The organism is Pseudomonas sp. 43(2021) (assembly GCF_017490805.1).
GTDB lineage: Bacteria > Pseudomonadota > Gammaproteobacteria > Pseudomonadales > Pseudomonadaceae > Aquipseudomonas.
Genome location: NZ_JAFGYJ010000314.1, coordinates 1 through 502 on the forward strand (window position 1 = coordinate 1; position 502 = coordinate 502).

At 62.0% G+C, this 502-nt stretch carries 1 protein-coding gene; it reads left to right on the forward strand.

Features of this window, described 5'->3' with window-relative positions; genetic code table 11:
• On the forward strand, window positions 1–502 hold a 502-nt coding region (locus tag J5M71_RS27390; protein ID WP_207838684.1), incomplete at both ends, for a histidine kinase sensor domain-containing protein.

The window sequence follows — 502 nt, forward strand, 5'->3', positions numbered from 1 at the left end:
GTTCTGGAAACTGGCGTGCCTGCTGGTGGCGTTCTGTCTGCTGATGATCTGGCTGAGCTGGTCATGGGGCCGTTATATGGAGGAGCGCAATCAGTTTCTCTCCAGTGACGCGCGCAGCACGCTCAGCCGTTATGCCGCACAAGCCGAACAAGCGTGGCAGCGCGGCGGGCGCAATGGCGTCGATGACTGGTTGCAGAGCATGGAATTGCGCGAGGCCAGTTGGGTCGGGGTGATCGGCGCTGATTTGCAGTCGCTGAGCAGCCAGCCTTTGAACGCGGCAGAGGTGCAGCACCTGACCTTTTTGCGCGGCCTCGACTGGCCGATCCACAAGAAGGGCCGACCCTGGCTGCGGGTACCGTTCCCGCAGGATCCGGCCGCCGGCATTCTCGTCATTGAATTGCCCGAACGCTTTGTTCCGGGCAAGTACCGGGTGTTCTGGCGGGTGATCACCAACGGTGTGATTCCCGGGCTGTTCACCCTGTTGCTCTGCGTCGGCCTGTAT